The organism is Paenibacillus sp. RC21, assembly GCF_044907935.1.
Lineage (GTDB): Bacteria > Bacillota > Bacilli > Paenibacillales > Paenibacillaceae > Paenibacillus > Paenibacillus terrae_A.
In genome coordinates this window covers 389,916-414,595 of sequence record NZ_JBIYCS010000002.1, presented here as the reverse complement: position 1 = coordinate 414,595, position 24,680 = coordinate 389,916, and the positions used below count along the sequence as shown (strand labels likewise).

The window sequence follows — 24,680 nt, the reverse complement described above, 5'->3', positions numbered from 1 at the left end:
ATACGCTTGGGGGAATCGTACATGAGCAAAATAAGAAAAGACTTTCTGTGGGGAGGAGCTATTGCTGCTAACCAAGCAGAAGGTGCACATCGCAGGGATGAAAGAGGTTTAAGTACCGCTGATATTCAGCCGTTTATTCCAGGGGCTGCTCCTACTGATCTACATTTTAATAATATGGATTCAGAAACATATGAAAAATACAAACATGGGACATACTATTTCCCTAAGCGCCAAGGAGTACATTTCTACGAACGATACCGTGAGTATATCGATGCGTTAGCGGACATGCATGTAAAAACATTGCGGTTGTCCATCTCATGGAGCAGGATTTTTCCGAATGGGGATGATACCGGCCCAAACGAGCAGGGCTTGGCCTTTTATGATCGACTATTTAGGTACATGAAAGAAAAAAATATTGAGCCGATCGTCACCATTTTCCATTATGAAATGCCTTTGAATCTGGTTGAGCAATATGGCGGTTGGACGAACCGGAAATTAATCGATTATTTCGTAAAGTATGGACAAACCGTACTGCAAAGATATCATCAAACCGTTAAATATTGGATTATTATCAATCAGATTAATCTTGTGCACAAAGAGGCGTTTGCTTCCCTAGGCATATTGAAAGATAAAGTTGACCATTACGAGCAGGCCCAGTTTCAAGCGGTTCATCACCAATTCGTTGCTTCTGCAAAGATTACTGAGTTTGGCCACAAGCTAAACCCATCCCTTCAAATGGGAATGATGTTGGCTGATACATTAACCGCCCCTTATTCATGTGAACCTGCAGATGCCGAACTGAATTTCAGACGGAATCGAATGCAATATTTCTACAGTGATGTTCTGATTCGAGGAGAGTATCCAGAATATGCATTGACGTATTTCGAAGACCATGGCATCCGGTTGGAAATTACTGAATCGGAGAAAGAACTGCTTCGGAACAATACAGCCGACTTCCTTGCAGTCTCATATTACTGGTCCAATACCGTTAAAGCTAGCGAGAATACGATGGACCCTAATTCTACCGTCAAAAATCCCCATTTGAAAGCGAATCGCTGGGGCTGGTCCATTAATGCTTCAGGATTATATCTCTGCATGTCCAAGTATTGGGACAGGTATCATGTTCCCATGATGGTGGCTGAGAATGGTCTTGGTTTTAAAGATGTTTTAACAGAGGACAACAAAGTTCATGACGATTATCGTATCGAATACCACCAGGAACATATTGCTGCGCTGAAAGAGGCAATACGTGAAGGGGCAGATGTTTTTGCCTACTGCAGTTGGGCCCCTTTTGACATCATCAGTGCAGGTACTGCAGAAATGAGCAAAAGATATGGCTTTATTTATGTGGACTATGATGATGAAGGTAAAGGAACTGGGCAATTCCATTATAAAGATAGCTTTTACTGGTATAAGCAAGTCATTGATACAAACGGCGAGAATCTTCATGTAATCACCAGCGATTAAGATGAGAACTGACTAGTTGAATAAGGCATCCCTGGATCATTTATCGTACCAGTTAACGGTATCTGGAGGAATGATCCGGGCACTTAAAATGGGGGGGATAACAATGAGTTATCAAAAATTGGCAAAGGATATTCTGGATGGTGTAGGAGGTAAAGAGAACGTCAATGCGGTTTGGCATTGTGCCACAAGACTGCGTTTCAAATTAAATGATGCCAGTGCTGCCAACACCAAAAAGATTGAAAACACAGATGGAGTCATTACTGTTGTCAATAGTGCTGGACAGTATCAGGTAGTTGTCGGTAATTCTGTATCTCAAGTCTACGATGAACTAACTTCATTACCTGGAATGGCAGTACATGTGTCTGCCAACGCTGAAAGCGCTTCAGAAAAAAGAACTGGGAAATTCAATCCTGTCAGTCAATTAATGGATTTTGTTTCGGCCGTATTCACTCCTTTCCTGGGAGCTTTGGCTGGAGCCGGAATTTTAAAAGGTATTCTGGCTTTATTTACAACAATGAACTGGATATCGATCGACAGTGGTGCGTATAAAGTATGGAATGCAGCAAGTGATGCAATTTTCTACTTCTTGCCGATTTTCTTGGCATTTACTGCGGCCAAGAAGCTGAAAGTCAATCAATTCGTAGCCGTTTCGTTAGCTGGTGCACTCATTCATCCGTCTTTAGTAGAGATCGTATCCAATTCACAAACGATTGATTTCTTTGGCATACCGATCATACCAATTACGTATACGTCGTCTGTGTTTCCGATTCTGTTGTCGATCTGGGGCCTCTCTTACTTGGAACCTTTGTTGAACAAATTCTTTCCGGAATCGATTCGTAATATGTTAACCCCTCTGTTTTCGCTAGTGATCATGTTGCCTCTAACTTTGGCTGCTATCGGCCCTATAGGCACAAAGATCAGTGACCTGTTCGCCATGGTATTGTTGGCAATCTACGGGTTCTCCCCATTACTTGCTGGGTTGGTTTTAGGAGCGTTCCATCAGTCGATCGTCATTTTTGGAGTCCATTGGGCGCTGATTACGCTGATGATAAACAATGTCGCTAATCAAGGATACGACCAATGGTTGCCAATTGTATGTGCAGCTGTACTTTCTCAAGCAGGTGCTGCTCTTGGCGTATTTTTGAAAAGCAAGGACGCCAAAATCAAAGGCCTATCGGGTTCCGCAGCGATCACAGCCATATTTGGAATCACTGAACCGGCAATTTACGGCGTAACCCTTAAGTTAAAGCGTCCATTCTACTGTGCAATGATTGCCGCCGGTATTGGAGGCGCTGTCATTGGATCATTTGAAGTACACGCATCCACATTTACATTTCCTAGCTTGTTGGCTATTCCAACTTATTTAGGCCAAGGTTTCATTGGAGAAGTCATCGGATTGATTATTGCATTCTTTGGAGCCGTCATTTTAACCTATTTCTTCGGTGTATCTAATAAGACTGGGACGAATTCCATAAGCGTTCAAGCAAATCCAAATGACGTTGTGGTACCTGTGGATGGCCAAATTGTTCCTTTAAGCAGTGTGAGCGATGAAGTGTTTGCGTCTGAAGCGATGGGTAAAGGAGCAGGGATTGTTCCAATAAGCGGAATTGTTACAGCTCCGGTAAACGGAACGGTAAGCAGCGTGTACAAAACCGGGCATGCGATTGGCATTGTATCTGATTCCGGTGTAGAACTTTTGATCCATATCGGTATTAATACTGTGAAATTAAAGGGACAACACTTTAAACCATTGGTTAAGGAAAATGAGAGAATTACGATTGGAGACAAATTAGTTGAGTTTGACTTGGAGCAAATCAAGGCTGCAGGTTATGATCCTACGGTAATGGTTATTGTTACGAATTCATCTAATTATGATCAAGTGCATGTGAATCTGGAGGATCCAAATTCAAAACAGTTATTACATGTGATTCCTGCAGAACCTGGGGTTTCATCTTCAAATTTGGTTTAACACAGGACAGCATGGATTTGATCTTGGAAGTAAATTGAAAAAAACGTATAACAACCAGCTATAGCTACTATAGTTGGTTGTTTTTCTAGTAGATAGTTCTGTTGCTAACGAAGAAAAGGATTGAGATATTACGAATGCCTGGGTAGTTCAGCAAAGTATTGGACAATAAAGTCTCGAAATAGCCTTATCGACTTCGAGAGGTAATGAGTCTGCTTCCAGGACAATGTAATTCAAAGCCTCTTGAAACACGTTGATCCAGAACAAAAAGCAAACCCACAATTGTAACAGGCCTTGTGGGAACAGGGAAATCAATCAAACTGGAACTTTTCATCTGTAAATGAACAGCGTGCCAACAATGTAGGAGACATGCCTCAATGCTGTGGTAGAGCCCGGTTTACACCTTTAACCGGAGTGGATAAACCAGGTCGCGAACGCACCTCTACTTGTTGATGCACAAGACATATGGGAGAACTAAATCAACACTTGTTTGGCTGGTATCGTATCCGTTAATAGTATTTTCTTTAACCGACCACGAATGAAGTTTTAATTCCGTACGATATCCAACACATCTCTTTGCTAGCAAATGATAGACTCAATGTCTACATTTCCCCCCGGAAGAGGTGTCTTGCTTTGAAATGCACTGGTTTCGATACTAATTATGGAGGAATGAACCAATATGTTAAACCTAAATAAATTATTGTGTAATAGATTAGGAATAAGTTGGGACAATAAATTAGAACTTGAAGATTTAAATACTATTATTGAAAAAACAGCAAAAACAATTCCATTTGAGAATTTAAGTATTATAAACAGTTCGTCGAGTGAAATAACACCTGAAAATCTATTAAAAAAAATAATCGAACGCAATGAAGGTGGACTTTGCTATGAATTAAATTCATTATTTTATTTCTTTTTAAGTGAAAATGGGTATAATGCAAAGCTAATTCGCTGTATGAGGTACGACTATACTAATCGAAGCTGGAGTGCGATAGGAAAAACACATGTTGCTATTATAATCAATCATAACGATAAGTTGTACCTCGTCGATGTTGGGTTTGGAGGGTATTCACCATTAAAGATTGTTCCTTTAAATGGAGATAAGGTGACTTCTGAAAATGGGGAATTCAAAGTAATAAATGTAAGCAGTGGGTATGGGGATTTTATTTTTTGTATGAAAATGAGGTACAAGGATACTGATTGGAAGATTGGTTATGCTTTTGATTCCAAAAACGCCATACAGGATATAACTGAGTTAAATGAAGTTCAAAAGCTCACCGTTGAACATCTTGGATCGAACTTTAATAAGAGACCGATAGTCACTAAATTCACCGATAACGGAAACTTAACATTAACAGATACTTCGTTCACTGAATGGGTGAATGGAGAAATGAAAAAAACAGAGATAATAGATAAAGAAATGTTTTGTAGTATTGCAAAACACCATTTCGGCTTGTTTAACTCCTGCTTCTAAGAAATCCACGGATTGGATTAGATGACAAATAGCACGTAATAATGCTACTAGCTGCCATGGTTACGCGTGTTATGGATATACTGACTCGGTTCGTCAATTGATCAGTGGCTAGACTGAATACAGGTAGCAAGCTTTCTCGGTTGAGCACAAATGTATGTAGTTTGAAAAACCATAGAGGAGTACTAGTCAGAGGGAATAGAGCTTCATTGAATGAAAAATATGCTGGGTTTCGATGTGATTTGCCTGCGTAGCAAATACAATAGCAAGCTTTTAGAAACTGTAATTTAGGTTGATTACGCACATTATATATTAAGGGAAGAGTACAAGATGGATTAACTCCATTTTATGCTCCGAATTGTTTTGCTTCATTAAAAGTTATATCTGTTGAAGAAGGATCTTGTCTAATCTTAATTACAAAGTATGCTCCAGCAAATAATATGCTACTTGTCATGAACATAATTGTCAAAACAGGAAAAATAGATACTCCGTAAAGTAAAGCTTGTTTTGAGGAAAGGTCTGTGAAGCTATAAAACAAGATGGCCAGTATGCCCCATTGCCAGCCTTGATACTGTCTACTTGCAGATCTCGCTGGTATCTAACGACGATAAGAGAGAGGATAATGATGCAGAATCCGACTAGCTGCACTAAAGTAAGCGTCTTTTGCCAAAGCAAAGCAGCTAGCAGGACAACAAGCATAGGCGTTAGTCCCGAAAAAAATGCTATGACTGAAGCTCTACCAACAGCATAACCTTTGTATAAGAACGTATTGGCCATAAAAGAAAAAATACCCATTAATAAGCCGAGCCAGGCCTTGTAACTCCAAGTTTGATTTGCGTACATTATTCATAATTAATGCCAGGATTGTACTGGATACATACACCCCAACAAACAACAGATTCCGATCAATAGACCGTTGAGACGTCCATTGATAGAAGATACCATGTAAGCCAAAGAAAAAAGCAGCGCCAATTGCAAATGTGAACCACATCTGTTGTTCCTCCAACACTCATAAAGAAAAATTTCACAGCAAACGTGCTTAGTAGTCTCCCCTTCGAAAAGGTATTAGCCGAATGGGGAACAGGATGTTTCTGTAGTCTGAATATCCTTTAGTATGAATTCCAAGTGTTCTCTAGCTGATTGATTCAATGGTTGTAAGGGTAAAGGAAGACTGGGACTTGAGATCAAGCCACTTATTTCTGCTGCTGCTGAAATAACACGAAGGCTACCATATTGATGAAATAACGTCCAAATCGGTTCAAGTAGTGCCGAGAGTCGTTTCGCTTCGTCAGCAAAACCGGCCTGGGCCAAACGGGTCATTTTTAGGCACACATTTGGAAACAAACCACCGAGAACTGAGTACCATGCTTCACAGCCTGCATTCAAGCCAGTGACTGCAAATGAATCTCCACTTACTCCTATAGTTACATGGGGAGGAATGGCCGTTCGCAGTTTTCTAATGCGTGTCTTGGCTGCTTCAGGATCAGAAGGTACTCCAGGAATCTTGATAGAACTAACGTTAGGTAGCTCAGCAATTCGACCGTGCAACTCATCGCTGAAATGAAAATGTGAGGTACTCGGATTATCATATACACAAAGTGGAATGGAGAGTGAATTCGTCACCTGTTCATAGAGTAAAAATACTTCGTCATTAGTTAGTGTTTGATAGGAGATAGGGGCTAGCAGCACTGCGCTTGCTCCTGCTCTTTGTGCATCTTCCGCTAATCGAAGTACTTCAGAAGTACGAATCGCACTTATGCTTGTCATCACGGGAATCCCCTCAGCTGAATGGACAGCAAGTCGAAGAACACGTAAACGTTCTTCTCGATTAAGATATGCATAATTTCCAGTTGAACCCAATGCACCAATTGAGTCTACACCAGCTGCAACTAATTGTTGAATCAGTGTTACAAATGCTTTTTCGTTAATACCTGTCTCGTTAACTGGGGTGAGTGGAAAAGCAGATAATCCACAGAACATAATGCTACACTCCTTTATTAATTGACCTTCAAAATACAAACACATTATAAAAATGAATTAGACACAATTAAAGTACCAATTGAGAGACAAATAACAGTACCAATTCTTCTAGAGAAACTTAAGATCGAAACAAAGAAATATGAGCATCAAGCTTCAGTGTCAACTTGGAAAAAAATGAGGTTCAATACGTAAGAAATTTCCTCGGCCGTAGGTCTGGAACTAAGTACAAAATACAATTCTGTATCGAAATCAACGGATGTTATTACAATGAACATAGTTCTTTGGTAGTTCAACTAACGGATCAGGTTAGTTGAACAAGAAAGAAAGCATTCTATATAGAATGCTTTTTATCTTTCTCATAATTTGGTGATGTACCAGAGTGTGTTAATATGCGGTTAAGTACCTTTTCAGTAAATGGCATAAAGTAATTGAGTATTAGCCCCCCTAAACAAACGGTTAACAAAGTTCCAATGCCAATGGGTCCATTTAAAATTACTGCTATTATCAAGAATATGAGGTAGATGAATGTTCTCGAAAAAAATAGATTTGTTCTAGTTAATTCTTGTATGATTAATGTTAATCGGTCAACTGGAATCGGCGCAAAATTTGTCTGTAAATATGTTGCAGTTCCTAATCCTACAACAACTAAACCAATTCCAAAACAAACAACTTTGCTGTACCATAGTTCAGGTGTTATCAAATTTTGCAATAAAAAAAGCCACATATCAATACCAATACCCGTTATAAATGCTGTTAACAACCCTAAAAATTCTGGTCTTTGTCTTTTTAAAAGTGAATTACAACATATCAATATTATAGCTATTATTATTTCCCAACTTCCCACAGTAAGCCCCACATTTATGGACAGTCCTACCAAAAGTGCATCAAAGGGTGAAGTCCCAAGGTCTGATTGTATAGTGAACGAAATTCCAAGGGATAATATAAAAATTCCTAATACAAAAAAAACATATTTCACTGTACTCGACCTCTTTATCATAATTTCATGTTGCAAATGCAACAAAATTAGGGTAAATTTAATATATACCATTTTTATTGCGTTTGCAACAAAATAGGTGCAAAGGAGTTAATTATGAAGGAAGTACTTCGTGAAATTGGAATGATAGCAAGGGCATTAGATTCTATAAGTAATATAGAATTTAAAGAATATGACCTTACAAAAGGGCAGTATTTGTACATTGTGCGAATATGTGAAAACCCCGGAATCATTCAAGAAAAGTTAGCTGAGATGATAAAGGTAGATCGAACAACAGCATCTCGTGCTATAAAAAAACTTGAAATTAATGGCTTTATTGAAAAGAAAGAAGATACACATAACAAAAAAATTAAAAAACTCTTTCCAACTGAGAAAGGGAACAATGTTTATCCATTTATAAAAAGAGAAAATGATCATTCCAATAACGTTGCATTAGAGGGATTTTCGGAAAGAGAAGTAGAAACCATTTTCATTCTTCTTCAAAGAGTAAGAGAAAATATAGGGGATGACTGGGAATTTGTGAAAAAGGGGAACAAGAGAAATTATTGATTTATAAGAAGGAGCGATGCATTAAAATGACTGTAAAAATAATAAAGTGCAGCCGTGAAGATTTACAAATACTCCAAGAAATAAGTATTGAAACATTCAACGATACATTTAAAGATCAGAATTCACCTGAAAATATGCAAACCTATCTGGAAAGAGCATTTAACTCTAAACAGTTGGATAAGGAATTGTCCAATGTCTCTTCAGAAATCTTTTTCATCTGTTTCAATGAAGAACTTGCTGGATATTTAAAGGTAAATATGAATGAGGCCCAATCCGAAAAAATGGGTGATGAGTCACTCGAAATTGAGAGGATTTATATAAAAAACAAATATCAAAAACATGGGCTTGGTAAATATCTGCTAAATAAAGCTATGGAAATTGCAATGGAACAAAATAAAAAGAAAATCTGGCTCGGTGTATGGGAAAAAAATGAAAACGCTATTGCTTTTTATAAGAAGATGGGGTTTGTTCAAACGGGTGCACACTCTTTTTATATGGGTGATGAAGAGCAAATTGATTTCATAATGACCAAAACAATGATATAGGTTTAGTAAATGCATCTTTCCAGTAATAAAACTGTGATATTGAGCAAGGGTTCGGGACTACTCCTTTTTAACATTCGACAGCTTACTTAGCAAGTACTACCTGATAATATCCGAATCTTTATTATTTTATATTGTAATTTGTTTACTTATGTGTATAATATTATCCATAATTGAATTCAAAAATGTTTTCTAGGGTTCCGCGATATAATATCGGCTGGTCCGAGAGAAAACTCACAGTCGTCGTACTGTGTCACGGAGGGATAAAAGCCTGGGAGAAAAACTGCTGTATGCAGTATGATCTCAGGCTTTTTTTCAATTGCTGCTTTAAACCCATACTACATTTGCAGCGTTATCAAAAAGGAGGAAGCACAGAATGAACAAGACATGGTTATCTGTTGTAATTGCGGCATTATTTGAAGTCGGATGGGTTATCGGCCTGAAACATGCTAGTGGATGGTTAGAGTGGGGAGGGACTTTAGTCGCCATTTTTGTAAGTTTCATACTCATGATTATGGCTTCCCGTACGCTTCCAGTAGGAACAGTATATGCAGTGTTTGTCGGTTTGGGAACGGCTGGTACTGTATTGGCAGATATTTTGTTGTTTGGTGCTGAAGTACAGGGATCTAAATTGATGTTGATCGGGCTACTTCTGTTCGGAGTTGTAGGACTCAAAATACAGAGCAAAGAGAAGAAACAAGGAAAAGAGGTGCACTGACGTATGAACTGGGTATTACTAATTTTGGCAGGCGTATTTGAGATGATTGGAGTTCTCATGATTAATAAGCTCCATAAAGACCGGAATTTCCTGTCCATTTTCTACTTGCTTGGAGGCTTTGGATTGAGCTTTTTCTTTCTTAACCTGGCCATGGAAGCACTACCAATGGGAACAGCCTATGCCGTCTGGACCGGTATTGGAGCTTCGGGCGGGGCCATATTGGGTATGATCTTTTATGGTGAACCACGTAATACTGCGAGAATTTTGTTCATTGCGATGGTACTTGGTTCAGCAGTTGGTCTAAAGCTGGTAAGCTGAATAATGATGGTATTAGATAAATTCGTTATTTTAGAATAGCAGCAAACTATCTGAATGCTTATGGACTATAACGACATGGTTTGCTGTATGGTTGCTAGAAACCACTTTAGATCCTTCTGGAATAGGATACTGATTTGAATTTCAACAGACTTAAAAAATGGATCTATACTCCTTATCTAACAGTTTAATAAACATAAAGACCTCTACAATATTTAGAAATTAGAGGTAAAGTTAGTGAATTGTTATCAGACATGTTAGCCCTCATTCTAGGACCAGTCGAATACTTTATTTTCCTAGTCTATAACTTAATCTTTTAATCTAAAACTTTTTCAGAAGACAATAAACAAAGCAATTGAATACTGTACATCACTTTTATTCGTTAAATATCTTGTTCCTACAGGATTCTATAATTATGTACAAGAAATTTAGTTTGTCTAAATACCATTTTAGCGAGCATTTTATTGGAACTGATGCCGATGCGAATCCATACCCCTGTCTGTGCCATTACTTTTTGTTGAATTTCACTTGCGATACTCACTGGATCTCCGAACAGGGAGAGGCTTCCGGTTATGTCTAAAAACTGCTCATCAATACTGAAAACCTCAACCAAATCCGTATACTCGTTATAAATTTCTGTTATTTTTAATGAGACGTCGATATAATGCTGCATGCGCGGGCATACAATGGTAAGGTCAGGACATTTTTTTATCGCTTCCCCCAAACGCTCTGCTGTAGATATAGCGTATTTTTTAGCAAGTGGACACGCAGCCAAGATAATGCCTGAACGCAGCGAAGGGTCACCAGCAACAACTAGCGGCTTATGGTGGTATTCGGGATTGTCGGCCTTTCCAATGCTGGTATAAAAGCTTTGGCAGTCTGCTAAAAATATAGTTTTTTTTCCGCGTTTGTTCAATGTTACAACCTCCTCTCCAGATGTATGCTGATCGTCTTTCCAAAATATTCTTGAATGTAAATTCATATAGTAGTATTATATACAGAACAAGTGTTCTTAATCCAAATGTATTTTCTGGAACGTTATAGTTTACGGAAAACCTAACATGGCGTATTATATTATCTTGAACGAAAGCATGTGGAAATGAATGCATATTGAGGGGAGAAAACCATTTTTATGAACCCAAAACGTCGACCATCATCTCAAAAACGCAGCAGGTGGCGTATTTTTGGCAGAGTTTTGCTGATTAATATCAAGTGGTTCTCGCTAGCGGGCGTACTTGGGATCCTATTTGCCGGAGGTCTTATATCCGGTTATGTGGCAGCGCTGGTTTATGATGAACCTGTACGATCACGCCAGTTGATATATGAAAAGGTAAACGAGAACGCTCTGACCAGCTTTGTATTTTTTAATGACCAGGTAACCCCGGTTGGACGAATGCGCATGGAGGAGGATCGGCAGCTCGTGGATCTGAAGGATGTTCCCCAATCCATTGTAGATGCCCTTATTTCAACAGAAGACAGCCAATTTTATGAGCATCAGGGTGTTGATCTAAAAGGGACGGCTCGCGCCGTCAAACAGAAGCTTCTGAACGAAAATCGCCAAACAGGCGGCAGCACACTGACACAGCAGGTAGCCCGGCGAGTTTTCCTCAGTCTGGATAAGACGGACAGCCGCAAGGTAAAGGAAATGCTGCTCGCACTGCGTATGGAGCGTTTTATGAGCAAGGATAAAATATTAACGGCATACTTAAACAAAATGCCGTTTGGCAATGGCTCCGCAGGTTACAATTTGTACGGGATCAAGTCGGCTTCGTTAGGGATTTTTAATGTAAGTGATCTACATAAGCTTCATATTGCTCAAGCGGCTTATTTGGCCGGTCTTCCACAATTACCATCTGTTTATTCAGCTTTTGACGGTAAAGGGAAGTTTGATGAAGAGGGCTTCAACAAAGCTATCCAGCGCCAGCATGTCGTGCTGGGAAGAATGCTGGCAACAGGTAAAATCACACGAACGGAATATAACGAGGGACTTCATTTTGATATTAAAGCTACTCTTGCACCACATCGCGAGAAAAGCTACAATACATTCCCTTATTTGATGCTGGAGACGGAGCGGGAGGCCACTCGGTTGTTGGCGCTCCAGGAAAATCCGGATCTTACAACAGCTGAGATTTCCAAACCTGAGCATGCTGAACTCCTTCAAAATACACGGGAAGAGCTGCAACGGTCCGGTTATCGGATTTATACAACGATAAATAAGAAAGTTTATAACGATATGAGACAGATTGCAGCCAATCCGCAAAACTTTTCTCCATACAGTAAGCAGAAGGGACTGGAACAGATTGCTGCCATCATGATTGATCATAAAACGGGGGCTATACTCGGTATGATCGAGGGCAGGGACTTTAATACTGAGCAAATGAACTATGCAACCCAGATGACGCGTCAGCCCGGTTCTGCCATGAAGCCTATTGCAGCTTATTTGCCTGCTTTGGAAAAAGGCTACACTCAGCCTGCTGGTCTTATTGATGATTCGCAAATTGTATTGAAAGACGGACGTAAAGGCTATCATATCCCTAAAAATTATAACAGACGGTACGAAGGACTGATGACAGCCCGCGAAGCACTCAATCGATCGATCAACATTCCTGCGCTGAGATTGTTTTTATATGAAGTTAAAATTCCAAATGCCTGGAATTTTGTGCGTTCCCTTGGGGTTACAACAATTCAGCCGCAGGATGAACATGCTCAGACAGGCGTTCTGGGTGGGCTGAGTAAGGGAGTATCTGTCAAGGAACTGACAGCGGCATATGGTACGATTCCCAATATGGGCGTATACAATGAACCCCATTTGATCAGTAAAATTACGGATGCCGACGGCAAGATCGTATATCAATTCAAACCGCAGGCGAAGCGTGTATATTCCAAGCAAACCGCGTTTTTGATGACAGATATGCTCAAAACGGTTATATCGGACCCTAGGGGTACAGGCAAACGTATGCAAAATGCTTTTAAAAGCTATGGTACCATTGATATTGCTGGCAAGACCGGTACGACACAAAACTTTGGCGATGTATGGTTCATGGGCTATACCCCGGATGTTACACTTGGCGTCTGGGCAGGTTACCGTCAACAGGTTAACACGCTATCTCAAGAAGGGCACTCCAGAGCACAATCGGTGTGGGCGCTTATCATGAACGAGGCGGTCAAGGATCAGCCCCAGCTTTTCAAAAATAAGCATTTTACACAGCCAGAAGGTGTTGTAAAAGTTACGGTCTCCAGTCTTACAGGTAAGCTGCCGGGAAGTTATTCCCGTCAATCCGGTCAACTTGTGACAGACTGGTTTAACCAAAAATACGTGCCAACGGAAGTTGGGAGGGAGCAACGAACACGTTCATCCATACCTGTCGTACCGTCCAAATCGGATACAAAGGATAAAGCAACTCCGGAGAAACAAGAACCTGCAACGGATCAGAAGGAGATTCTACCAGAAGAAACAGTACCTTCTGATCCTGACACAGAAATAGATACAAATGGTGAGAGTAATGATTTGCCGCCAGCAGATAGTTCGCAGCCATCTGTTGAAAATAAGCAGGAGCCTCCTTCTGAACCAGAAACCCAGAATGAAGCTCCAGAAAATAAACCCAGCGAAGCTATTCATAACGAAACACCTGATCAGCCGGAAAACTAAACAAAAGGGAGCGGCCTAATTCAAAATGCCGTTCCCGACAATATTAACGGTGATCTGTGGGTGAAAACGAACATTAGGGTACTCTTTATTCCACTCCAGACTTTTCCACAAGGTCGGGTGATGGGCAATCAATTGTCTGCCGATGCCAAAGGCATCACAACCGCTTTTTTGAAGCGTACGGATAATTTCCTCCGCATCCTGGGTCATGATTTCCGAAAGCTGACGGTTCAGGCGTATGACATTATCCTTATCCTGAAGATGATCCCGCGCGTATTCAACAACATCGACAGGGAGCTTCAGGTTGAGGTACACATCAATTTGACCATCACGTCCAACTTTCACTATAAGCTGGCGTTTGATGTTCCGAATATGAGCCTGATAGGTAATAAAGTTTTGCAAATCACTGGCAGGTCCCGAGTGAACCCTTTTTACAAAGCGCGCTGTGTCCTTCCATTTCCCGGTCATCAGGACATAAAGCACCCCTTGCTCGTCGTTAAGGGTTCCTGTAAATCTTTGTCCGTGAAACAAGGCAATCCCTCGTGCTACGATGTCTTCTCCATCTTTGGAGAGATAGGGGAGAACAAAGTCCTGTCCTGGATCAAGCATAGGGGGAAGCAGTGTTTCTAGCGTCACTTCGGGAAATACGCACATTTCCTCCAGGCTTCGTATTTTTTTCGTTATAAATTCGCCGATTAAGAGACTGCCTACACTTTTCTTGTTCATTAATTCTCCAGCTGATCCTTCTACTATAGCTACCTTTACATGTGAGGTTGGATGATCCGGCTCCCGATACAGGACATCCAGATATGGATACAAATCTTTTTGGGCCAAGCTTGTGCCATACAAAGTAACCCCATATTTAAAGTAACGGATATCCCCTGTTACTTTGGCTCGAATTTTGTCTGTACTTTGCCGAACGGAATTTCCGGTGCCTGAATGAATTTCATTGGTGCTTTTCCCTTGGTTATTTCCAGAGTCGTCTACAATTTCGAGTGTTTGCAGCAATATGCCTTCTGGAGTAAGATCGTAGGCCGAAGCATTTGCCAGCCGGGCATCCTTCAAGCTGTCCTGATCCCAGCAGCCAGTCATAAAAATGAGTAGAGCCAGCATACCAAGTGCTCTCCTCTTTTTTTTCATGTTCCGGGCTCCTCCTTTTTGTTGAATATATACGATAGAATCAGCAACAGCAGAGGTAGTGCAATCAGGAAAAAATAAGCCGAATTGTTGGCAATTGTACCGACGAGTTCAAAATCCTCTCTTTTTTGAGGGATGCAGGCAATAATGCATGAGACGAATACTACGAAAGGAACGGCTTGTTTGTGGTTTTTCTGCTTGAACAAATAGCCTAGTCCATAGGACGCTGCATAATAATAACCGCTTATGGAGCCAAAGATTGAAATTAACCAGATGGGCAGGAAAATAAAATCAACCCGGTCCATCGTTCCCAGCGGAATAGATCTGAGCAGGTAAATGACAGGCTCAGGCATCAAATCAAGCTGCTGGGGGCTAAATACACTTGTACAGGTTAATATGGTAAAACCATACAAGAGAACCACGACCCCGTTAGCTAGCAGGAGCGACTTGAGCTTCCCCTTACTTTTGCCCTCGACCATGGGAAAGACCACGAGGATGAATTCAAAGCCGAACATGGCTAGAAGCGTTTCTTTGGAACCTATAATAATATGAGGCCATCCAGCCTCAGTCAAAGGCAGCAGATAGAGCAGATTGGCCTGTTTTATTCCATAACTGATTAAAAGCATCATCGGTACGATCAGGAAGGAGATTAAAACAAGCACTCGGGCAATTGTCCTCAAATTTTCGCGAACTAGATAGATGCTGCTGAACAGAATCAGAGCCAATATAGCCCAACGCGGGGTTTTTTGCAGCATCCAGCGATTAATGACGTCATAGGCGCTCACAAGAACCGAAGTTCCCATAAGCAAGTAGTACATAATGTAAGCCAACGTCAAAATTTTCCCCATCCAGGAACCAGTAATCCGAGTGAGGATTTGGTAAATGGAGGAGGAGGGAAAACGTCTTAACAGGAGCCAGCACATTAAAATGATAAGCTGGATCAAAATGCCTCCAATAATGACGGATATCCAGCCCCCTCCCTTGGATGACAAATGCATCTGATAAGGAAGTGATAGAATATCCACGCCAATCTCAAACTTGATAATCAAAAAAAACAATTGACCCTGTGTAATTGTACTTTCTTTATTCACGACGTTTCCAGCTCCTAGAGTAGTTCTGCTGCTTCATTTTTTGGGGTCGGGAATCATGCGGCCGCTGTTGGAGTGTCCAAATGGGGAAGCGAATAAAAACATCCTTCATATCTCCAAGCCGGAAAGGTGCCAGAGGAGCAAAATAAGGTGAACCAAATGTTTCCAGCTTACAAAGGTGAATAAGGAGAATAAGCATTCCGAAGGCAATGCCAATATATCCGAACAAGGCTGCAGCAATCATCATTGGAAAACGGAGAATGCGGACAGCTGAGCTCATTTCATGGGAAGGTACCAAAAAAGAAGAGATAGCTGTTAACGAAACGACAATAATCATGGTGTATGATACGAGACCAGCCCGAACGATAGCATCCCCGATAACCAGACCGCCAACGATGCCTATTGTTTGGCCCACTCGGCTGGGCAGACGAATCCCGGCTTCCCGTAGCACCTCAAAAATCACTTCAAGCAACATCGCCTCCACAATGGCGGGAAATGGAACATTTTCCAACGATTTTTTGATCGTATGTGCGAGCTCTAGCGGTAGAATGGCTGAGTGAAAGGCAATCGTTGCAATATAAACGGCGGGCAGTGTAAAAGCGATCAGAAAGCTCATCATTCGGATCATTCTCAGAAAGGAACTAATAATCCAGCGACCGTTATAATCATCCGGGCTTTGATAAAATGCAAAAAAAGAGACGGGAGCGATTAAGGCAGTAGGGCTGCCTTCGGCCAAAATAGTTACTCGTCCTTCCATTAAATTAGCGGCTACCCGATCTGGACGTTCTGTGCTGAGTTGCTGAGGGAACAGGGAAAAGGGATTGTCCTCCGTGAATTCCTGAATAAAACCGGGAGGCAGTACCAGATCGGAGGAGATGGCTTGTATTCTTTTTTCCACTTCCTCCACTAGCTCAGGATTGGCCAAGTCTTGCATATACATGATAGCGACTTTGGTCCGGGTTTTAGATCCGACATAAAAGTAGCGCACAATCAGCGATGTGCTGATGATTTGTTTGCGAATAAGATTCAGATTGACGGACAGCTGCTCAATAAATCCATTGTGCGGCCCGCGGATAATTCCCTCGTTCTCCGGCTCATCTGTACTACGGGCGTATGTTTTTTCGGAGGAAAGGATATAAAATTCTTCTGCGCCATCCACCATTAAAATGGAGTATCCCTCAATAAGCGAATCAGCGGCATTTCGGAGGTCGGTGTCCTTTTGGCTGTTCAGGGTGGTAAACATTTGATGAGAGCCAGAATCGGTTTTCTTATACAATGTGGCCAGAATATGCGTCTGAATGATCTCCTGATCCACGAGTGAGTCTATATAGAGAAGAATGCCATCTTTCCCGTCAACAGAAATAGCCTGTTTTTTTAAATCATCCGTATAAAAAAGAGCTTGCTCGATAAAGGAAATATTCTTGTTCAGTTCAAAGGAAGCTGGGTTATGTCCAGTCAAGGAAACACCTTCTTTTTGGATGAGATAAGCATAATGTGTGCCAAATGGATTGGATTTATCCATGATCTGGCGATCTATCCATATCCCGCATCATGTTTCACCTCACGTAACGTGAATGTTTTATAATAGAATAGGCTGAAAACGAGAGACTCAATTACATATATCTACACGCACGATACGATTCTATGAGGAAAGGGATGATTGCTCCTGTTAAGCACCCGGATAATGGATATCGTTATTTTACAGAGCGTGAAGCCGTTCGCCTGAGGATGATTATGGCGCTACGTGAATTCGGTATGTCGGTAGAGGAAGTCAAATCCATACTGGACCGATTGGATCAAGGGAGAAGGGATGAGGCACTTCATGAGCTGGAGCTGCAACGTTCTGTGATGTTCACGACGTGGATGGATCATAAGCGCAGGCTGGAGGCAGCCGACCAAATGATCGAACGTTTGAGACGTGACAGCGAGCTGGAGTGGGAAGAGATGTTTCAGTTGGCCGGAGGTTTGAAGCGTCAGCGGGAGCTGCGTGAAGACTGGTTTGACGGTTGGGATTTTGACAGCCGCGCAGCTGTACATGATATCAGGGTGAGTCTGGAAGAGGGAGAAAATGGCAGGCATCCCGCGTACAGGCGTGCTTTGCGTCTTATCGTACAGCGTGTGGCTGCCAATGCAGGTGAGTCTGGACGCAGGTACAGGGACGGGGAATCTGGCGGGGTTGTTCGCTGAAAAGGGCATTCGTATGGCAGGTGTGGATCAATCGAATGGAATGCTCAAGCGCTGCCGGAGTAAATTTCCGCAGGTGGAGACGAGGCTGGGAAATCTGATGTCGATTCCTTATATGGACGGGACCTTTGACTTGTAGTCAGCAGTTATGCCCTGCATCATCTGACAGATGAACAAAAAATACTCTCTCTGTCAGAAATGCGACGCACGCTTAAACCACACGGACGTATTTGCGTCGTGGATCTGATGGTTGATGCAGCAGAGATACCGGAAGCGGGGGAAAGCATGTCTACACCGGATAACGAGGAGTCCGAGTTGCCTGTATATTGTGCAGAACGCTCCTGCATGCTGGATTGGTTCGATAGACATGGGTATTTTGCGGCTTTCTGGCATATTACAGGGAGACTGCATTTAGGCAGCGACATGGCTGCAAAAGCTAAGCACAGGCAATCCAGCTGCTTTTACTGCTGCGCAGGCGCTGCAAATGGCTACAGTCAATGGAGCCAAGCTGCTAAACCTTGAGCACGAAACCAGCACACTTGAGGTGGGGAAAAAGGCAGATATCATTCTGATAGATATGCAAAAGCCGCATTTACAGCCAATACACCAGATAGAGTCACTGCTTGCTTACAGTGTAAACGGCGCGGATGTTGATACGACCATTGTGAATGGGCGTGTGCTAATGCGCGGAAGACAGTTGCTAACAATAGACGAGAAAGAGGTGCTCGTACAAGCAACGGTACGCGGAAAACGCATCGTACAAGGATTGTAAACGAGACTACACAGTCGAGTGGCTTTGGGTCACATCAATTCCTAAATAATGTCCCAATTCTCGTCGAACCTCGCTGCGTGCAAAGGAGGAAAGCATGAAAAACCGCTTTTGGTAGCCACGGCATACATACAGAACCTCCACGCCTTCGTGATTCCGGGTTTCGTTGTATATTTTAACTCCTTGCCTTTTCATTCGCGCCTTTGTCTCCGCCAATTGAACAGCTACACGCTGTTGCACCCCGGTCAGGCTGCGAACGTACAGATCGGGCATTTTTAAGGCAGAGGCATTCAGAATGCGAATGTCCCGCTCCAGCACATCCAGCACGAGGGTCAGAAGTACACAAGTTTTGATCAGCCCTGCGTCTTCCTCGGAAGGCAGTGGGGCCTTATTCTTGTTGTCCAGTATCTTTTTCATAAGAAATCTCCTTTACTCATAGCAGGAATACAATTATAATCAGCATACAGAACAAATGTTCTTTTTATACTTCATCATAGAAATTATTCCTTTGCCAAAGCAATCATCAATTATTGGAAAGAAAGAAGGTATACATATTGTCACGCTCGTTATATGCGGTGCTATTGCTGCTAAGCCTCATTTGGGGCGGATCATTTTTGTTTATCAAGGTGTTATTGCTCCATCACGTAGGGCCTTGGACTATTGTATTTCTTCGTTCCGGCTTTGGCCTCATTTTTATTGTTTTGTTGATGCTGCTTATGCGCAAGCCATTTGAATTCAGAAGTATTCCATGGAAATCGGTTATTCTCGTAGCTCTAGTGAACATGGTTTTGCCATGGGCCTTGATTAGTTTTAGCGAGACCAGAATTGCTAGCAGCATGGCTTCCGTATTGAATGCCACCACGCCAATCTGGACCATGTTGGTCGGAATTGTCTTTTTCAGAGCTATCTTTTATCGAATGCAGTGGTTTGGAATGGGCCTCGCTTTTGTAGGAATCGTTATTTTACTGGGTATTAATCCTGTATCCATTATTTCTGTCGACCCCGTCGGCTTTGGATGTATGCTGCTTGCGACTCTCTGCTATGGCTTCGGAACGCAGTTGTCCAAGCGGTTTTTATCCAATCTGTCGATGTATCAGGCAACCTTTGCGACACTATTGGGTGCGGCGGCAGGGGGCGGCATCATGACGGCAATGGTGGATCGACCTGATCTGTCGGTCGTCTTCATCCCTGGTGTGTTGGGTTCCCTTATAGGGCTGGGGGTTTTGGGATCGGGAGTAGCGTATATATTGTTCAATTATATGATTTTGCGGGGAAGTCCGGAATTTGCCTCCTCGGTGACTTATTTTGTACCGGTGAGCGCTATTGTATGGGGCTTTTTGCTTCTGAATGAACACATCGGCTGGAACGTTCTGACCGGGCTGCTCCTTATACTCGGAGGGGTGTTTATGGCCAACCAACGCAGAACAGCCAAATTAGCCGGGTAGTATCACTGAAAACCTGCATAAACCATGCCATAAGTACATTGTATGTGCATCCGCCAAACCTTCGGTATAATGCCGTTATTCGCACATACAATAAAGCATGCTCACGCATAAAATAAAAATATGGTGCAGCATAAAAAGCAAGCTGTTTAGCAGGTGGTAAGGTGTGGTATAATAAATAATAGAATTACATGTACCACAGAAATGTCGGAGTTTTATTCCACAAAAGAAAGGATCAGGATACCATGTGTCCCCGAAGGATACTTCCCCAAAGGACGATTTGGAAACGATTTGATCTGTCTTATACTTAGCTTTTCCGCGGAGTAACGTCAAGTTGCGAAAGCCAACTCTGCGGAAGAGGGGATTGTATATGCGAAGGACCAAGTCCTCCAGGCACAACTTACCCGGTAGCTTCCGTAAGAGTGGGTTCATCCACATCAAACTTACGAGAAACCGAGGGAGCCTGTATGAGGAAAACTTACGAATCTATCGTGAACAATGGAGCATTAAGGCAGATTGCTGTCATGCTGCTCGGAACATGCATTTTAGCTTTTACGTATTATCACATCAATGCTCAAAATCATTTGTCAGAAGGCGGATTTGCAGGCTTGGCCCTGCTGGGACATTACGCATTTGGCGTGTCTCCGGCTTGGAGTATGCTACTGCTTGATATCCCTGTCATATTGCTGGCCTGGGTACTGAAGGGCAAAAGATTCATGCTGCTGGCATTGATCGGGGCGGTCGCCTTTTCCCTGTTTTATGCAGGATTTGAAAAGTATTCGACGCTGGTTATAGATCTGCACGGCAACTTGCTGGTAGCGGCTCTGCTTTGCGGAGTGCTTACAGGCTTGGGTGCCGGAATCGTACTGCGATTCGGTGGAGCAACCGGGGGCGATGATATTTTGTCCCTGCTGATCAGCGAGTGGCGCGGATGGAAAATCGGTAACGTGTTTATCGTCAGTGACATTATTGTATTGGGATTATCGCTGTTGTATCTGCCTGTGAAGGAAACAATGTTTACCATACTGGCTGTGTGGCTCGCCGGAAAAATAATTACATGGACGACAACGTTCCAACTACACCGACCTGTGAAAAAGGTGCTGCCTGCGGCTATTCCAGCCCCAAAGGTAGTTGCCAAAACAGTGCCGGTCGTCCACAGCCTTCGTCAATAAGGAAAGGGTGTTACGTCAGGAGAGAAATCTTCCTACGTGACACCCTTTCGCTGTATCCAGGCTTTGTCAGGAAGGCTTCAAAGTAGAATGAATACGTCCGCTCCGGTCATAAATAATCGCCGAAATCTGCTGGCAGTCTACTCATTTTCGAGCCTCGTCCACCGCTTTATTTTTGTGCTTAAAGGTTGAAGCAGACTTGTCATGTCCTTCTTCCTTAATAGCCCAGCCATCCTCATGTGGCACGACATGAATAGGCTCCTGAGATCCGTAAGAAGCGGAATGATTGCCTTTCCCGCACACGAGGCTCCAGATTTTTCATAGATGGGGGATAATCATGTTTGGTCCAAGGGACAGCTAATCACTCCCTATAGCAGATGATGTATTATGTATTACCCGCTGTCCGCTTAAATAAACGGAAAGCAAGAAATGAATATATTGTAAAATGTATTTTGAGAAAAAGCGTATAATGGTGTACAGAATGTCAGGGTCTTACATGCTCAGGATTTAAATATGAAAAGGAGTGGGGCATTTGCTTGCCTGGGGTTTCGTCTTTATGCTAACCATCATCATACATACTACAGATAGCTTGTCCTATGCCCTCCGGCTTGGCGGTTTGCGAGCGCGTCGGATTGGATTGGCTTTAACCGTTGCAAGTATGCTGCTGTTGGTTTCACGCACCTCTAATATGGCGCAGGGACCTTTACTCGGAGGTATGGTCGATCAGGCTAAGGCCGCCGTGCGAGCGAGTGGGGCTGATGTTAGACTGGAGCTGTATATGCATGGGGTCCTACTGGCAGCAACCGTTGGAACCATGATCGCTATAATTTTGTATCCGACAGTGGTACGCATGTCCGCCAGATGGATTGTGCATCTGGAGCATACCGGGTCTATTCCGGCATTGGTGCGTCATTTAATGGTGCGCAACCACTGGAAGCATGCAGGCTACTACATGAAGCGTCCAACCTGGTCCATGCTCACCTCGCTGTTCAAGGGAGCGATCCCAAAGCGTCTGATTACCCTGAATATGATTGTGACCGCGATATATACGACTGGAGTGGTGTCTGCTTTATATGCATCATTCCTGTGGCCCGCTCAGGGTACAGCAATGTCTATGTCATCGGGTCTAATCAATGGTATGGCAACGGTACTGCTAACTTTGCTAATTGATCCCAGATTGGCGGTATTGTCTGAAAAAACGCTGCGCGGGGAGCTGCCCTTAAATCGTATGAACAGTATGTACGGCTGGATGATCATTTCGCGTCTGGGAGGTACCTTGCTTGCACAATTGCTATTGGTGCCGCTCGCAATCTGGCTTGGATGGATTATGGACTGAGCCGGAAACTGAATTCACCAGTTTAATTCAAAAAAAGCTGACCCGGAGCCATCTGCGAAAGATGATTTCTGGGCCAGTCTAAAATATTTTTGAAGTCTACTTACTTTTCAAATAATGACTTATAGGCTCCATAGCCTTCACGTTCCAAGTCTTCTTGAGGCACAAAACGGAGCGCAGCGGAATTAATACAATAGCGCAGGCCATCAGGACCTGGGCCATCATCAAATACGTGTCCCAAATGGGAATCCGCTTCGCGACTACGGACCTCGGTACGAATCATAAAGTGGCTGAGGTCGTTTTTTTCTTTGACGTTATAGCTGCGCAGCGGGCGAGTAAAGCTGGGCCAACCGCAACCTGCATCATATTTGTCGAGCGAGCTGAACAAAGGCTCTCCCGAAACAATGTCCACATAAATCCCTTCACCCTCATGGTCCCAAAACTCATTTTGAAAAGGGCGCTCGGTCGCGTTTTTTTGTGTTACTTCGTATTGAATAGGTGTCAGCCGATCTTTAAGATCAGATTTATCTATTTTGCCCGACCAATTTTGCTCAATAAAATCTTCACGTCCAGAGCCTTTGCGGTAACGCTTGTAATGGGCGGGATTCTTCTTATGATAGTCCTGATGATATTCTTCCGCTTCATAAAAGGTTGCCGCAGGCAGAATTGGTGTAGCAATGGGCTTGTCAAAACGGCCGCTTTCACCCAGCACTTTTTTGGAAGCCTCTGCCTTGATTCGTTGTTCTTCGTTATGATAGAAAATAGCTGTTTGGTAGGATGAACCTCTATCGTGGAATTGTCCACCTTCATCCGTCGGATCAATCTGTTTCCAGAACAGCTCTAATAATTTTTCATATGGGAAGATTTGCGGATCAAATGTAATCTGTACTGCTTCTACATGTCCCGTTGTTTCGGAACATACCTCTTCATAGGTCGGGTTTTCCGTATGTCCTCCTGTGTAACCGGAGCTTACCTTTAAAATGCCGGGTAGTTCCTCGAAGGGGGAAACCATGCACCAGAAGCAGCCGCCTGCAAAAGTTGCCTTCTCCACGGTGTTTGGATTGTTGGTGCTCATATTTGTCACTCCATTCTGAGAAAGTTTCAATTAGTTGTTATTTAAATAGCTTACAATTAAATTATATACGACATGTTCGCAAAATCCAATGGAACGACAGAAACAAACCAGCTTTGCAAATTTCTTTGGACTAAAAGCCACCGCTAACCTTCATCCTTACTGATCTAGCGGCAGGCTCACAGAAGCTATGATTTATTAACACGTTGAATCTTTTTGCGGTAAAGCACAAAGCCACCGCCCACCAGTGCTGTATACAGCAGCAAAATGAGCAAACCAGTGACCGGACGTTCGGCAATAGTCCCGCCTGCATAAGCGTATACCGCAATTGCAGGAAGCTTGCCAATCGTCGTACCCAGCATAAAGCTCCAGAACGGAAAGCCTGCGACCCCGGCATATACATTCACAGCTGCCTGCGGGATGATCGGAATCAGGCGGGCCAGCAGCACAGCAGCAAAAGGCTCTCGCTCCATGACCCGGTTCAAGCGCTCTAACGCTGGAATTCGCTCCAGATAAGCCCGTCCTTTGTCACGGAAGAGGGTAAGTACCGCCCCGTAAACCACCAACGCAGCCAATGTAGTGCCGAGCCAGCAGATAAGTGCGCCTTGCCAGGCACCTGCTGCATAAGCAATGGAAGCGATAATCAGCTTGTAAGGCACAAATGGAATTAACGCGAATAGAAACGCGAGCAGCAGCAGAACTGGAAATGAGGTTTGCTTGTTCGCCCAGGCGAGCCAATCATATCTGTAGATAAACGCGATGCAGAGCAGCGAAACATAAGCTGCGGCGAGTAGCCATTTTTTCATTTACATACCTCTTTCAATATCCCTGTTCGGCT

The 24,680-nt window shown here is 42.8% G+C and carries 25 protein-coding genes, 1 pseudogene and 1 riboswitch; of the genes and pseudogenes, 15 read left to right on the top strand and 11 right to left on the bottom strand.

Going from position 1 to position 24,680, the window contains the following annotated elements; translation table 11 throughout:
* Window positions 1–6 precede the first annotated feature (6 nt).
* From ABIA61_RS07165 to ABIA61_RS07155, 3 genes are all read left to right on the top strand, one after another.
* On the top strand, window positions 7–1,467 hold the full coding sequence (locus tag ABIA61_RS07165) for a glycoside hydrolase family 1 protein (RefSeq protein ID WP_404518854.1): 1,461 nt from the start codon (window positions 7–9) through the stop codon (window positions 1,465–1,467).
* Window positions 1,468–1,570: 103 nt separating this feature from the next.
* A complete protein-coding gene (locus ABIA61_RS07160) occupies window positions 1,571–3,436 on the top strand; it encodes a beta-glucoside-specific PTS transporter subunit IIABC (protein ID WP_404580524.1) in 1,866 nt (621 codons plus the stop codon).
* 676 nt (window positions 3,437–4,112) lie between these two features.
* On the top strand, window positions 4,113–4,907 hold the full coding sequence (locus tag ABIA61_RS07155) for an arylamine N-acetyltransferase family protein (protein ID WP_404518858.1): 795 nt from the start codon (window positions 4,113–4,115) through the stop codon (window positions 4,905–4,907).
* 462 nt (window positions 4,908–5,369) lie between these two features.
* On the opposite strand, the gene ABIA61_RS07150 is transcribed toward ABIA61_RS07155, so the two are convergent.
* The 3 genes from ABIA61_RS07150 to ABIA61_RS07140 all read right to left on the bottom strand — a co-directional run bounded on the left by ABIA61_RS07150 (window position 5,370) and on the right by ABIA61_RS07140 (window position 7,860).
* The gene (locus ABIA61_RS07150) at window positions 5,370–5,681 is read right to left on the bottom strand and encodes an EamA family transporter (protein ID WP_283652359.1); all 312 of its coding nucleotides are present in this window, start codon (window positions 5,679–5,681) and stop codon (window positions 5,370–5,372) included.
* A gap of 288 nt (window positions 5,682–5,969) precedes the next feature.
* A complete protein-coding gene (locus ABIA61_RS07145; RefSeq protein ID WP_283652358.1) occupies window positions 5,970–6,884 on the bottom strand; it encodes a dihydrodipicolinate synthase family protein in 915 nt (304 codons plus the stop codon).
* Window positions 6,885–7,215: 331 nt separating this feature from the next.
* Complete coding sequence (locus ABIA61_RS07140) at window positions 7,216–7,860, bottom strand: YczE/YyaS/YitT family protein (RefSeq protein ID WP_404518860.1); 645 nt, start codon at window positions 7,858–7,860, stop codon at window positions 7,216–7,218.
* 114 nt (window positions 7,861–7,974) lie between these two features.
* On the opposite strand from ABIA61_RS07140, the gene ABIA61_RS07135 reads away from it, so the two are divergent.
* The 4 genes from ABIA61_RS07135 to ABIA61_RS07120 all read left to right on the top strand — a co-directional run bounded on the left by ABIA61_RS07135 (window position 7,975) and on the right by ABIA61_RS07120 (window position 10,005).
* Window positions 7,975–8,427, top strand: a complete 453-nt coding sequence (locus tag ABIA61_RS07135; protein WP_404580522.1) for a MarR family winged helix-turn-helix transcriptional regulator — start codon at window positions 7,975–7,977, stop codon at window positions 8,425–8,427.
* Window positions 8,428–8,453: 26 nt separating this feature from the next.
* Complete coding sequence (paiA, locus tag ABIA61_RS07130) at window positions 8,454–8,972, top strand: spermidine/spermine N(1)-acetyltransferase (protein ID WP_404518862.1); 519 nt, start codon at window positions 8,454–8,456, stop codon at window positions 8,970–8,972.
* Window positions 8,973–9,150: 178 nt separating this feature from the next.
* A riboswitch (guanidine-I (ykkC/yxkD leader) is annotated at window positions 9,151–9,249 on the top strand.
* A 96-nt stretch (window positions 9,250–9,345) separates the two neighbouring features.
* On the top strand, window positions 9,346–9,687 hold the full coding sequence (locus tag ABIA61_RS07125) for a DMT family transporter (protein WP_283652354.1): 342 nt from the start codon (window positions 9,346–9,348) through the stop codon (window positions 9,685–9,687).
* A gap of 3 nt (window positions 9,688–9,690) precedes the next feature.
* Window positions 9,691–10,005, top strand: a complete 315-nt coding sequence (locus tag ABIA61_RS07120; protein WP_044647304.1) for a DMT family transporter — start codon at window positions 9,691–9,693, stop codon at window positions 10,003–10,005.
* A gap of 445 nt (window positions 10,006–10,450) precedes the next feature.
* Here the strand turns inward: ABIA61_RS07120 and ABIA61_RS07115 are convergent.
* Window positions 10,451–10,918 (bottom strand): annotated as a pseudogene (locus ABIA61_RS07115) (Y-family DNA polymerase); the annotation flags it as partial.
* A 216-nt stretch (window positions 10,919–11,134) separates the two neighbouring features.
* On the opposite strand from ABIA61_RS07115, the gene ABIA61_RS07110 reads away from it, so the two are divergent.
* Complete coding sequence (locus ABIA61_RS07110; protein ID WP_404580521.1) at window positions 11,135–13,651, top strand: transglycosylase domain-containing protein; 2,517 nt, start codon at window positions 11,135–11,137, stop codon at window positions 13,649–13,651.
* A gap of 15 nt (window positions 13,652–13,666) precedes the next feature.
* On the opposite strand, the gene ABIA61_RS07105 is transcribed toward ABIA61_RS07110, so the two are convergent.
* From ABIA61_RS07105 to ABIA61_RS07095, 3 genes are read right to left on the bottom strand one after another with little or no spacing between them, the layout of a single operon-like run.
* Window positions 13,667–14,788, bottom strand: coding sequence for a Ger(x)C family spore germination protein (locus tag ABIA61_RS07105; RefSeq protein ID WP_404518864.1), 1,122 nt, complete (start codon window positions 14,786–14,788; stop codon window positions 13,667–13,669).
* Window positions 14,785–15,876: a GerAB/ArcD/ProY family transporter gene (locus tag ABIA61_RS07100; protein WP_404580520.1), complete on the bottom strand. Its 1,092-nt coding sequence runs from the start codon at window positions 15,874–15,876 to the stop codon at window positions 14,785–14,787. The genes ABIA61_RS07105 and ABIA61_RS07100 overlap by 4 nt, the downstream gene beginning before the upstream one ends.
* Window positions 15,869–17,395 (bottom strand): spore germination protein, encoded by a 1,527-nt coding sequence (locus tag ABIA61_RS07095; protein WP_404518867.1) that lies wholly within the window; start codon window positions 17,393–17,395, stop codon window positions 15,869–15,871. Before ABIA61_RS07095 ends, ABIA61_RS07100 begins: the two co-directional genes overlap by 8 nt.
* A gap of 122 nt (window positions 17,396–17,517) precedes the next feature.
* On the opposite strand from ABIA61_RS07095, the gene ABIA61_RS07090 reads away from it, so the two are divergent.
* The 4 genes from ABIA61_RS07090 (at window position 17,518) to ABIA61_RS07075 (ending at window position 18,829) form a co-directional block, all read left to right on the top strand.
* Window positions 17,518–18,060: a MerR family transcriptional regulator gene (locus ABIA61_RS07090; protein WP_404529614.1), complete on the top strand. Its 543-nt coding sequence runs from the start codon at window positions 17,518–17,520 to the stop codon at window positions 18,058–18,060.
* Complete coding sequence (locus ABIA61_RS07085) at window positions 18,050–18,196, top strand: class I SAM-dependent methyltransferase (protein ID WP_283652350.1); 147 nt, start codon at window positions 18,050–18,052, stop codon at window positions 18,194–18,196. Before ABIA61_RS07090 ends, ABIA61_RS07085 begins: the two co-directional genes overlap by 11 nt.
* Window positions 18,197–18,294: 98 nt before the next feature.
* Window positions 18,295–18,579, top strand: coding sequence for a hypothetical protein (locus ABIA61_RS07080; protein ID WP_404580519.1), 285 nt, complete (start codon window positions 18,295–18,297; stop codon window positions 18,577–18,579).
* Window positions 18,542–18,829: an amidohydrolase family protein gene (locus ABIA61_RS07075; RefSeq protein WP_349361858.1), complete on the top strand. Its 288-nt coding sequence runs from the start codon at window positions 18,542–18,544 to the stop codon at window positions 18,827–18,829. The genes ABIA61_RS07080 and ABIA61_RS07075 overlap by 38 nt, the downstream gene beginning before the upstream one ends.
* A gap of 6 nt (window positions 18,830–18,835) precedes the next feature.
* On the opposite strand, the gene ABIA61_RS07070 is transcribed toward ABIA61_RS07075, so the two are convergent.
* Window positions 18,836–19,243: a YhjD family protein gene (locus tag ABIA61_RS07070; RefSeq protein WP_134913660.1), complete on the bottom strand. Its 408-nt coding sequence runs from the start codon at window positions 19,241–19,243 to the stop codon at window positions 18,836–18,838.
* Window positions 19,244–19,380: 137 nt separating this feature from the next.
* Here ABIA61_RS07070 and ABIA61_RS07065 point away from each other — a divergent pair, with 137 nt between their 5' ends.
* Both ABIA61_RS07065 and ABIA61_RS07060 read left to right on the top strand, forming a co-directional pair.
* The gene (locus ABIA61_RS07065; RefSeq protein ID WP_283652349.1) at window positions 19,381–20,271 is read left to right on the top strand and encodes a DMT family transporter; all 891 of its coding nucleotides are present in this window, start codon (window positions 19,381–19,383) and stop codon (window positions 20,269–20,271) included.
* Between the two features lie 464 nt (window positions 20,272–20,735).
* Complete coding sequence (locus ABIA61_RS07060) at window positions 20,736–21,440, top strand: YitT family protein (protein WP_283652348.1); 705 nt, start codon at window positions 20,736–20,738, stop codon at window positions 21,438–21,440.
* A 141-nt stretch (window positions 21,441–21,581) separates the two neighbouring features.
* Here ABIA61_RS07060 and ABIA61_RS07055 read toward each other — a convergent pair whose 3' ends face one another.
* Window positions 21,582–21,683, bottom strand: coding sequence for a DUF2188 domain-containing protein (locus tag ABIA61_RS07055; RefSeq protein ID WP_283652347.1), 102 nt, complete (start codon window positions 21,681–21,683; stop codon window positions 21,582–21,584).
* A gap of 286 nt (window positions 21,684–21,969) precedes the next feature.
* Here ABIA61_RS07055 and ABIA61_RS07050 point away from each other — a divergent pair, with 286 nt between their 5' ends.
* Window positions 21,970–22,773 carry a lipid II flippase Amj family protein gene (locus tag ABIA61_RS07050; protein WP_283652346.1) on the top strand — a complete coding sequence of 268 codons (804 nt, stop codon included), beginning with the start codon at window positions 21,970–21,972 and terminating at the stop codon, window positions 22,771–22,773.
* A 100-nt stretch (window positions 22,774–22,873) separates the two neighbouring features.
* Here the strand turns inward: ABIA61_RS07050 and msrA are convergent, their stop codons facing one another.
* Both msrA and ABIA61_RS07040 read right to left on the bottom strand, forming a co-directional pair.
* Complete coding sequence (gene msrA / locus ABIA61_RS07045; RefSeq protein WP_404580518.1) at window positions 22,874–23,845, bottom strand: peptide-methionine (S)-S-oxide reductase MsrA; 972 nt, start codon at window positions 23,843–23,845, stop codon at window positions 22,874–22,876.
* Between the two features lie 185 nt (window positions 23,846–24,030).
* Window positions 24,031–24,648: a TVP38/TMEM64 family protein gene (locus ABIA61_RS07040; protein ID WP_404580517.1), complete on the bottom strand. Its 618-nt coding sequence runs from the start codon at window positions 24,646–24,648 to the stop codon at window positions 24,031–24,033.
* Window positions 24,649–24,680 lie beyond the last annotated feature (32 nt).

Coding starts and splice junctions, on each gene's coding strand:
- ABIA61_RS07160 (WP_404580524.1), top strand. CDS start 1,571: ATGAGTTATCAAAAATTGGCAAAGGATATTCTGGATGGTGTAGGAGGT.
- ABIA61_RS07155 (WP_404518858.1), top strand. CDS start 4,113: ATGTTAAACCTAAATAAATTATTGTGTAATAGATTAGGAATAAGTTGG.
- ABIA61_RS07150 (WP_283652359.1), bottom strand. CDS start 5,681: ATGGCCAATACGTTCTTATACAAAGGTTATGCTGTTGGTAGAGCTTCA.
- ABIA61_RS07145 (WP_283652358.1), bottom strand. CDS start 6,884: ATGTTCTGTGGATTATCTGCTTTTCCACTCACCCCAGTTAACGAGACA.
- ABIA61_RS07135 (WP_404580522.1), top strand. CDS start 7,975: ATGAAGGAAGTACTTCGTGAAATTGGAATGATAGCAAGGGCATTAGAT.
- paiA (WP_404518862.1), top strand. CDS start 8,454: ATGACTGTAAAAATAATAAAGTGCAGCCGTGAAGATTTACAAATACTC.
- ABIA61_RS07125 (WP_283652354.1), top strand. CDS start 9,346: ATGAACAAGACATGGTTATCTGTTGTAATTGCGGCATTATTTGAAGTC.
- ABIA61_RS07120 (WP_044647304.1), top strand. CDS start 9,691: ATGAACTGGGTATTACTAATTTTGGCAGGCGTATTTGAGATGATTGGA.
- ABIA61_RS07110 (WP_404580521.1), top strand. CDS start 11,135: ATGAACCCAAAACGTCGACCATCATCTCAAAAACGCAGCAGGTGGCGT.
- ABIA61_RS07105 (WP_404518864.1), bottom strand. CDS start 14,788: ATGAAAAAAAAGAGGAGAGCACTTGGTATGCTGGCTCTACTCATTTTT.
- ABIA61_RS07095 (WP_404518867.1), bottom strand. CDS start 17,395: ATGGATAAATCCAATCCATTTGGCACACATTATGCTTATCTCATCCAA.
- ABIA61_RS07090 (WP_404529614.1), top strand. CDS start 17,518: ATGAGGAAAGGGATGATTGCTCCTGTTAAGCACCCGGATAATGGATAT.
- ABIA61_RS07075 (WP_349361858.1), top strand. CDS start 18,542: ATGGCTACAGTCAATGGAGCCAAGCTGCTAAACCTTGAGCACGAAACC.
- ABIA61_RS07070 (WP_134913660.1), bottom strand. CDS start 19,243: ATGAAAAAGATACTGGACAACAAGAATAAGGCCCCACTGCCTTCCGAG.
- ABIA61_RS07060 (WP_283652348.1), top strand. CDS start 20,736: ATGAGGAAAACTTACGAATCTATCGTGAACAATGGAGCATTAAGGCAG.
- msrA (WP_404580518.1), bottom strand. CDS start 23,845: ATGAGCACCAACAATCCAAACACCGTGGAGAAGGCAACTTTTGCAGGC.
- ABIA61_RS07040 (WP_404580517.1), bottom strand. CDS start 24,648: ATGAAAAAATGGCTACTCGCCGCAGCTTATGTTTCGCTGCTCTGCATC.